The organism is Calditrichota bacterium (assembly GCA_013151735.1).
Classification (GTDB): domain Bacteria; phylum Zhuqueibacterota; class JdFR-76; order JdFR-76; family BMS3Abin05; genus BMS3Abin05.
Genome location: JAADHR010000021.1, coordinates 2,104 through 10,900, shown reverse-complemented (window position 1 = coordinate 10,900; position 8,797 = coordinate 2,104). Strand labels below are relative to the sequence as shown.

Annotated in this window: 11 protein-coding genes; 1 reads left to right on the top strand and 10 read right to left on the bottom strand. The window is 49.7% G+C overall.

Features of this window, described 5'->3' with window-relative positions:
* The 3 genes from GXO76_01380 to GXO76_01370 form a co-directional block, all read right to left on the bottom strand.
* Positions 1-648: M1 family metallopeptidase (locus GXO76_01380; protein NOY76498.1), on the bottom strand; the 648-nt coding region annotated here is incomplete at its 3' end.
* On the bottom strand, positions 645-827 hold the full coding sequence (locus GXO76_01375; GenBank protein NOY76497.1) for a hypothetical protein: 183 nt from the start codon (positions 825-827) through the stop codon (positions 645-647). The genes GXO76_01380 and GXO76_01375, both read right to left, overlap by 4 nt.
* 187 nt (positions 828-1,014) lie before the next feature.
* The gene (locus GXO76_01370; protein NOY76496.1) at positions 1,015-2,445 is read right to left on the bottom strand and encodes a sodium:alanine symporter family protein; all 1,431 of its coding nucleotides are present in this window, start codon (positions 2,443-2,445) and stop codon (positions 1,015-1,017) included.
* A 195-nt stretch (positions 2,446-2,640) separates the two neighbouring features.
* On the opposite strand from GXO76_01370, the gene GXO76_01365 reads away from it, so the two are divergent.
* Positions 2,641-3,615, top strand: coding sequence for an NAD(P)-dependent oxidoreductase (locus GXO76_01365; GenBank protein NOY76495.1), 975 nt, complete (start codon positions 2,641-2,643; stop codon positions 3,613-3,615).
* Between the two features lie 50 nt (positions 3,616-3,665).
* On the opposite strand, the gene GXO76_01360 is transcribed toward GXO76_01365, so the two are convergent.
* From GXO76_01360 to GXO76_01330, 7 genes are all read right to left on the bottom strand, one after another.
* Positions 3,666-4,433, bottom strand: a complete 768-nt coding sequence (locus GXO76_01360) for a hypothetical protein (protein NOY76494.1) — start codon at positions 4,431-4,433, stop codon at positions 3,666-3,668.
* Positions 4,434-4,634: 201 nt separating this feature from the next.
* Positions 4,635-5,045 (bottom strand): CoA-binding protein, encoded by a 411-nt coding sequence (locus GXO76_01355; protein NOY76493.1) that lies wholly within the window; start codon positions 5,043-5,045, stop codon positions 4,635-4,637.
* A gap of 17 nt (positions 5,046-5,062) precedes the next feature.
* The gene (gene trxA, locus GXO76_01350; protein NOY76492.1) at positions 5,063-5,386 is read right to left on the bottom strand and encodes a thioredoxin; all 324 of its coding nucleotides are present in this window, start codon (positions 5,384-5,386) and stop codon (positions 5,063-5,065) included.
* Positions 5,387-5,680: 294 nt separating this feature from the next.
* A complete protein-coding gene (locus GXO76_01345) occupies positions 5,681-5,995 on the bottom strand; it encodes a YbjQ family protein (protein NOY76491.1) in 315 nt (104 codons plus the stop codon).
* A gap of 72 nt (positions 5,996-6,067) precedes the next feature.
* The gene (locus GXO76_01340) at positions 6,068-6,265 is read right to left on the bottom strand and encodes a hypothetical protein (GenBank protein ID NOY76490.1); all 198 of its coding nucleotides are present in this window, start codon (positions 6,263-6,265) and stop codon (positions 6,068-6,070) included.
* A gap of 70 nt (positions 6,266-6,335) precedes the next feature.
* Positions 6,336-8,024 carry an alpha/beta fold hydrolase gene (locus GXO76_01335; GenBank protein NOY76489.1) on the bottom strand — a complete coding sequence of 563 codons (1,689 nt, stop codon included), beginning with the start codon at positions 8,022-8,024 and terminating at the stop codon, positions 6,336-6,338.
* 22 nt (positions 8,025-8,046) lie between these two features.
* The coding region (locus GXO76_01330; GenBank protein NOY76488.1) for a slipin family protein at positions 8,047-8,797 on the bottom strand (751 nt) is incomplete at its 5' end.

Below are 8,797 nucleotides of genomic sequence, written 5' to 3'. Positions count from 1 at the left end.
CAGATTGAGCTCGTCCGGTACACGCGGGAAAAATTCCTTCCGCGCCCGGTCCTCATTGCCTTTCAATACGTAATAATGCGCCAGAATCGTGTCGTGCTCGGCGGGCAGAGGAATCGGCTGCGTCAGCTCCACGTACGGTCCCACGTACATCGTAATCAAATAGGTGGATGTGGGATGGGTCACCAGCCAGTTGTAGGTTTTCCAACCCGCGGAATCCGGCCGGGTTCCCAGAAATCGCCCGTTGCTTACAGCGAAAAGGGTATCCGGAACAGTCAAGTGAATGGAAATGGTATCGGCCTTATCTTCCGGGTGAAAAAAGGCTGCCTTACAGGGCCACCAGAAATGGGAGCCCATCGTCTGACAGGAGGTTCCCACCCAGGGTGCGCCGGAGGGAGTTTGGGAAAAGATGACGGCAGAAGCCCCCATTCCCCCTTTCCCCGAGGGAGGCGTTCCTCCGTAGGTAACATTTACATGAAAGGCATCTCCCTTCGATAGGGGCGGCTTCAGGGCAATGACCAATTGATCATGGGAATAACGATACGTGAGCGATGAATCGGACACAGCATCGGTGACCCCCGAAACAGTAAACCCGTCCGCCAAATCCAGCACGAGTGAATCCAGGCGGGAAACCCGGCTTACACCCGTCACGCCAACCACTCCGGATAGGATAGTGTTGCCTGTCCCGGGTTCACCTTGAGTTGAATGTCGTATGTCTTCACATCATATTGCGTCCGGCGGTCAAAGCCGAAACCCCGGGTTGCAAAAAATGACGGCAGAAGCACCATCATCAAAAGGCATGAAATCGCCCAAACTCGTAACGTTTTCATTTTGCTTTTCCTTGAATTTAGGAAAAAACGTGATTGATCCTGAATTTTTATTATCTCACCGGAGCTCTCTGTGTGAGTTTTTTTAGAGACACAGAGAACCACGGAGAATCTCAGAAAACCACAGAACACCCCTCCGTGACTCTCTCTTTTCCCCCTCTGCGGCTTTCTGTATCCGTTTTTTTAGCGATTACTTGAAGCGGTCAAATTTGGATTTGACATAATATTCATTGGTGATTTTTGCAACCACCCCGCTCAAAGCAATGAGTGCAATCAAATTGGGAAGTGCCATAATGGCGTTAAAGGTATCGCCGATGTACCAGACAATGTTAATGTGCTTTCCTGTAATAATAGCACCGATAAAAAGAAGGGCAATAAACACAAGTCGATAGGGCATAATGGCGCGAATTCCCCAGATGTATTCAAGACATTGTTCTCCGTAGTAGGCCCAGGCAATCAGCGTGCTGTAGCCGAAAAGAAACGAGGCCAGCGCGATAATCACGCCCCCGTATGGAATCACGGAATTAAAGGCTGTTACCGTCAGCTGGGTGCTGGTCATTCCACCGGCCCCGAGGGCCATTCCGGCGGCAGGGGTCAGTTTCCAGACGCCGGTAACAACGATTGTAAAAGTGGTCAGGGTATTCACAAAAATGGAATCGATAAAGGTTCCGGTCATCGCCAGAAGACCGTTGTAAGCCGGATCGGGGGATTTGGCGGCACTCTGGGCAATGGCTGCCGAACCGAGTCCGGCTTCGTTGGAAAGCACGCCCCGCCGCACGCCCAGGCTGATCGCCTTTTGGATAGAAGTCCCAATTAGAGCTCCTCCGGCTGCCTGAAGAGAGAATGCGGATTTGAAGATAAGAACGGCTGCATCCCAAAGCAGATTCACCTTTACAATGAGAATTACAAGGACCCCCAGAAAATAGAACAGAATCATCAATGGAACCAGCTTTTCCGTAACGGCACCAATCCGTTTGATGCCGCCGATAATGACCAAACCGGTTAGAATAGTCAGAATAACAGCACTTACAAGCGTGGGAACACCAAATTGCGTTTTAAAGGCCAGAGCCATTGAATTGGACTGCATCATGTTTCCCGTTCCCAGAAGAGCCGTTGCCCCGCCGCACACGGCAAATACCATCCCCAGTATTTTCGCAAATGTCTGGTTCTTGATTCCATACCGGGCGTAATACATCGGCCCGCCGGCCATGGTACCGTCCTCGGCCACCTTTCGATATTTCACCCCCAAAAAGCCTTCTGCGTACTTGGTTGCCATTCCGAAAAAAGCGGACACCCACATCCAGAACGGGGCCCCGGGGCCCCCTGTGGCAATGGCCGTGGCCACCCCCGCGATGTTTCCGTTTCCTACGGTTGCCGCAAGAGCCGTCATAAGGGCGGCAAACGGCGAAATATCCCCCTCCTCCATCTCCGTCTTATCTTTCCCAAGAGCCCCCTTAAAAACAAAACTCATCGAGAGAAAAAATTTACGAACCTGTACACCTTTTGTTACAATCGTTAACAAAATACCTGTTCCCACCAGAAGGGCAATCATCCACTGGCCCCACATAAAATCGGCGCTTGCCTGAACCCAGATAAGTAGCTGATCCAAAAATTGCGACATGAAATGTTCTCCTGATCAAAATGAAGGATTGTAATGAAGGAAATTGGAAATAGTTTACAAAATTATTTAGTCATAGTCAAGCAAAAATTTATGTAAAAAACGCTTACAAATTTTCATAAATGAAAACGTCTTGCATTTTACAGCATTTTTGGTTACTATTCATTTGAAGATACCTCCGAAGGAAAGGACTCATTGATGAAAATTGGCGTAACCGGCGCAACGGGTTTTATTGGCAGCCATTTGGTTGAAGCCCTGCTTGACAAGGGGCACGAACCCGTCTGCCTGATCCGAAAAACCAGCAACCTGCAGTGGCTGCCCGAAACGGGCCTTTCATTTAAAACGGGTGATCTTAGAAATCCGGACAGCTTGAAAGATTTTGTAACAGGGCTCGACGGGATTATTCACCTGGCCGGACTGACAAAAGCACGAAACGAAGCAGACTACATGGACGGGAATTACCGAACAACCGTTACCCTGGTTGAAGCCATTCGAACGTACAATCCTTCGCTTCAGCGCTTTCTCTTCGCCAGTAGTCAGGCGGCTGTGGGGCCCAGTTCTGACGGAATTCCCCTTACCGAAGAGGCTCCGCCCCACCCGATTTCCGCCTACGGACGAAGCAAATTGGCGGCGGAACGCTTTCTAAAGGCACAAAAAGACTTCCCTTTCACCATTATCCGGCCGCCGGCTGTTTACGGCCCCCGGGATCGGGATGTTTACGCGGCCTTCAAAATGTGCCGATCGGGAATTGTCCCCCTTGTGGGAAAACATAAATATGTGAGTTTGGTGTTTGTGAAAAATCTGGTTAAGGGAATCGAACTGGCTTTTGCCAGCCCGCTTGCCATCGGAAAAACCTATTTCATCGCGGATGAGGGCATTTTTCTCTGGGATACACTTATGGATTGGATCGCCGATGCCCTTGGGAAACATCCCATTCGCATTCGCATCCCGGAGAATTTGCTGATCATTCCTGCCGAAATGTCCGGTTTAATCGGGAAAATCCTCAACCGCCCCATGCTTCTCAATCGGGAAAAAATAATGGAAATCAAACAGCACTACTGGACGGTAGATATCACACGCGCGAAAACGGAGTTGGGCTATCGGCCGGATTTTACAACCCCGGAGGGCATTCGGTTAACGGCAGAATGGTATATCAAAAACGGCTGGTTGTAACGGTTTAATTTGTGAAAATGCATTTCAGGCGGGCTGTTTCTCCGGAGTGCTCATTCCCCCCGAAGGAGTTTTTTCAATGTTCGATCCAACCTTTTTTGCCGTCCTACCTTTTGAATCACCAATGAGAGTATTTCTTTTCGATTGACCAACGGACGGTATTGAAAAACCCTGTTTTTTCGATTAAGAGAGCTTTCCTCAATCTGGGTTGCTCCAAAAGGGGTGAGAATGGTGAAAAGGTTTTGCGGCGATACCTGCTTACGGGCCAGCAGTCCCTCCCGAACCATCTGGCTCAATACCTGTTCAAACTGCTCTGCTGTGATTCGAAGATAGGGCGGAAGTTTAATGTACAATTCGGGGTCTGTAGCCAGAGGATCGCTCCAGAGCTGATCCAGCACTTCAATTTCAAGATCACTGGGCAACGAGGTTAAGTGCTTTTTGGGATATTTCTCCCAATGCGGAAGAAGATTTCGATCGGACAGGGCCACAGGTATAATAGGCGCATACCCCGCGCCCGAATGGGCCGCAATCCACTGATCCGCGGCGGTTTGAAACGGAATGCCCAAAGAATCCCAAAAAGCGGGCCGCAAATTAAGAGGAGAAACCTCCTGCCGAAAAACAAGATTTTTCTTCGACTGCTGCTGAAAGCTGCCGACAATTTCGGGAATCCATCGCAGCCGGTGACTCTGCTCAATCAGGTAGTCTCTGTAAGAATCCAGAAATGAAAACCGGGACGTGGAATCGGGCTTCTGCCAAACCGGACGGGCTTCTGCACGCAAAGAAATAAACGCCGTCACTAGAAGAAAAAAACCTGTTAACAAAAATCTGACTGCCCGATTGGATTCCATAAACAATTTTTCGTTGGATGAAAAAGCGACGATTTTAACAGTGAATTTGTTTTAAAAAGCGTTTACCCACCACTTTCACAAATTTTCACAAATTGATTTTATTGAAATCACATTGGCGCCGTTTGCGCAATTTGTGCCTTCTAACGTGAATTCAATAGTTTGTACCCGGCAGATTTATTTTTGTTTCAATTCATCGTGCAGCATAATGTGAGCGACCTTCATGCAAAAATCCATGACCACAGGAATGTTGTGTTTTTCCGCCAATTCAGCGGCTTCAGAATTGACAATCCCCTCCTGCATCCAAACATATTTTGCACCGATGGCAATAGCCTCTTCCACAATGGGGACAACATATTCCGACCGTCGGAAGATGTCCACCACATCCACGGGACCCGGAATCTCCCGCAGACTCGGATAACACACCTGACCCAGAATTTCCGTCTGCCCGGGATTCACGGGAATGATTTCATAGCCCTGACTCATCAGGTAACGGGCCACGTCATTGCTCGGGCGGTCCGGCTTCGGTGACAGTCCCACAACAGCGATTCGGGTGCTGTTTTCCAAAATAGCCTTCATTTTTTCCATGTGCAGTTTTCTTTCAATTAGTCCAAAAGCGGCGTCAACTTTTTTAACACGTGTTTTTTGGGGACGGCACCGATTAGTTTATCAACCACCTCGCCATTCTTGATAAAAAGCAGCATGGGAATACTGCGGGCCCCGTATCGAATGGCAATTCCGGGACTGGAATCAACATCGACGCGGGCAATCAGCACCTTTTCACCATATTCATCCGAAATATCGTCTAAATAGGGTTCAATCATTTTACAGGGGCCACACCATTCCGCCCACATATCCACAATCACAGGTACGGGTGATTTCAGGACAACGTCTTCAAAATTCGCATCGGTGGCATCTACTTTGGCCATTCTTACTCTCTCCTCTTTCTTCCTAATTTTACGGATTTCCACTGTTTAATAGTCCAGATTTTACAGGCATTCAGCTCTCAAAATTCAAAAGAACCGGGGTGTTTTAATGAATTCTTCAAACGGCCCCTTTCAGGAAACAAGCGTTATCCCTTAAGTTTTAGATCTTCTGTGGTTAAACGGCCGATGAAATTCATAAATGATATGAATTTTTGAGGAGATTTTCAAGCCCTTTTTCAAAGCGGAATTGAGACCTGTTTTTAAGTGTATATGCCACGTGCGAATAATTCAAACTGCCTATTTTATTTTTACGGCTGTTCCGTAGGCCAGAATTTCGGCGGCCCCGCCCATAATACTGGACGTGGCAAAGCGAACCATCACCACGGCGTTGGCACCCATCTCCTCCGCCTTTTTGCTCATCCGAAAGAGGGCCTCTTCCCGAGCCTCGATTAACATTTGGGTGTAATCCCTAATTTCGCCGCCCACCAGAGTTTTGAGTCCCGCACCGATATCCCGAAACACGTTTTTGGAACGCACGGTGTTTCCGCGCACCATTCCCAGAACCTGGTACACATCCTTTCCGGGGATGTTTTCCGTGGTTGTAATCAGCATGACTGCCTCCTTGGTTATTTTTGATTTCAAACACATTTGACAGGATCAACACGGCATCAGGAAAATTGGGTATTAGAACAGATTCGCCAGAAATGCCGTAATAATTAAAATAGCCACAAACATCAGAATCGAAAAGGGGTTGGCAAAATTGACGGTCCAGCCGATGCCGTACCGCTTGGGAACAAACAGGCGCTTGTCCTTTGGATTCCAGTAAAAGATTAAAAAATAGTGGCCGGACTCTTTTTCTTTGAGATCTTTTTTTTCTCCCATTTTGGGCACCCTTTCCTATTTTTTAGTCTTTGCAAGTCCCCGGCACCTTAAAAGTGCCGGGGCCTTTTGATTATTGAAGTTTTTCTTTTAGCCAATTCACTAAGTCGGCTTTTACCCGGGGCGGAATTTTTCGGCCCGGAGTCAGATATTCTTGAGGGGTCGATTTCCCCTGTACCGGTTCGAACAGATGATCGAGGCCCGGGTAAATTTTCAGCGTCACATCCACGCCACAGGATTTTGCCTTCCGGTACAACGGACGCGCGTCCTTTTCGGCCGACACCTGGTAATCCTTTTCGCCATTCAAAATCAGCAATGGGGTACGAATCTTACAAACAGCCTTCAGCGGATTAAATTGCAGATGTTCCCGCCACCAACCGGCGTTTCCCTGTTTCGTGAATCCGGTTAGTTTACCCTCTTTTATTTTGCGAAAGAACTCCTTTTCTTCCCGGAGTTTTTGCCGGATTTCGGCTTCGCTCTTTCCCTGAAGTTTCAGCAGGTAGGCGATTTGATCCAGCACAACCTCCCCCAGATTGCGGGCGGTCCCGGCCATCATCACGAGAGCCCCCATCGGCGTACCCGAAGACGCCAACATCAATCCCAAAATGGCTCCCTCGCTGTGTCCCAGAACGGCCACCCGGGAGGAATCGATCTCCGGCCGATTCTTCAGGAACCGCAGCGCGGCGCGGGCATCGCGAAGGAAGTCCGTCACGTCCGCCTGCTTGAAGTCCCCCCCACTCTGTCCGACTCCCCGCTTATCAAACCGGAGCGTTGCAAACCCGTTGGGAGCCAGGGTATCCGCTAACTGCGGAAAAAAATTAATGTGAACAGCGGACGAATTTTCATTTCGGTCCAGAGGGCCTGACCCGGCCAGGAACAGAACCGCCGGGACCGGACGGGGAAATCGGGACGGCGGCAACGTCAGCGTTCCGGCCAGCGTGATGGAATCACTCGGAAACGTGACCTCTCTGCCCGGATAGGACGATTGGCTGGCGCGCTTGGCTTTCTGTTGAATTCCCTTAATTAAGGAATCCTTTTCAGCCAGCGAAAAGGGGATAAACGTCGGCAGCCGCCGCATCACAAAAGATTGCTTGGGAATGACCAGTTTTTCAAGCTGACGAGAGGATTTGGCCAGCCAGGCCGTACCATCCAGATTTGAAAAGGAGATTTGGATTTTGGTAGCCGGTTCTATCGTTTTCCCGTTTTGAAGTGTGTCCGCTCCTGCCAGCCGGCTCTCCACCGGAAGCAATTTTAGCACCTGAGGAACCAGGGCAAACGCATGGTAAACGGATGAATCCTTGGCATCAACGGCTCTCAAAAAAATGGCCCAATGATCCATTAAATTGTTGTCCAGAAGAAACAGGGGACGTTTTTTGACCAATGAGAGGTGTTTGAAGGGCTTCGACAAACCCCGGCGGTACGCAAACCGAACACTGTCATCCGTGCACGTGGCCCGAACCTCCTGCACGCCAAATGGAAGGACAATTGTCAAATCGTAGGAAATCGGCGAAAAAGCACGGTTAAGAAAAGTCTGTTCAAAAAACAGGGCTTTTACAAAAACAGTGATCTCTGTTTTTGATGTCATTTCAAACCCGCCGGGCACAGATTTCAGGCGATACGAATGGGTTCCGACCGCTTTACCGCCAATCCACATCCTGAAGCTCCCCTGTTCCTCCGGCAGGTGCGTCTGCCCGGGGAAACCAAAAACATTCCCCCAAAAAATGCCAAGTAAAAGACCTATCCAAAAAATCCGTTGTTTCATTGTTTCCTCCGGATAAAATGGGTTAGGACGCCGCTTGTCCGTTTCCCTCCTGAAATTCCTTGCCAAGGGCCGACAACCCGCCAATGGTTCCAAGCCCCATGGATTCTACTGCCGTGGACGGAACAACAATCAGGGCCCCTTTCTCCTTCAACCCCTCGTACAGCATGTTCATGGCCCGCAGGTGCAGGGCAATGGGGTTTTCCCGGTATAATTTTGAGGCTTCCAGGAATTTGTCGGCGATCTGCCGTTCCGCATCCCCCAGAATGACGCGGGCCTGACGCTCCCGCTCGGCCTGCGCCTGACGGCTCATCGCATCTTCCAGAAGCTCCGGAATGACCACGTCGCGTATTTCAACCGACTGCACGGTCACCCCCCAGGGTTCCGTTCGCTCGTCAATAATTTTTTGCAGCTCTTCATCCAGGGTCTGCCGGCCTGCAAGCACATCGGCCAGCACGGTTTTCCCGATCAGATCCCGCAGGGCAGTTTGGGCCGCCCAGGAAATGGCTTCGCGGTAATTTTCAACCTCGAGAGCGGCCTTTTGGGCATCCCAAACCACCCAGAAAAGCACCGCATCCACATCCACCGGAACCGAATCTTTTGTGAGTGTTTTTTCCGCCGAAAAGGATGTGGTGCGTACCCGCTGATCAATCCAGTACGCTACTTTGTCCACCAGCGGAAAAATCCAGTGAATGCCCGGTGAAAGCACACGCCTGAACTCCCCAAATCGCAGAACAATTCCCTTTTCCCACTGTTTTACAATTTTAGGCGAGAGC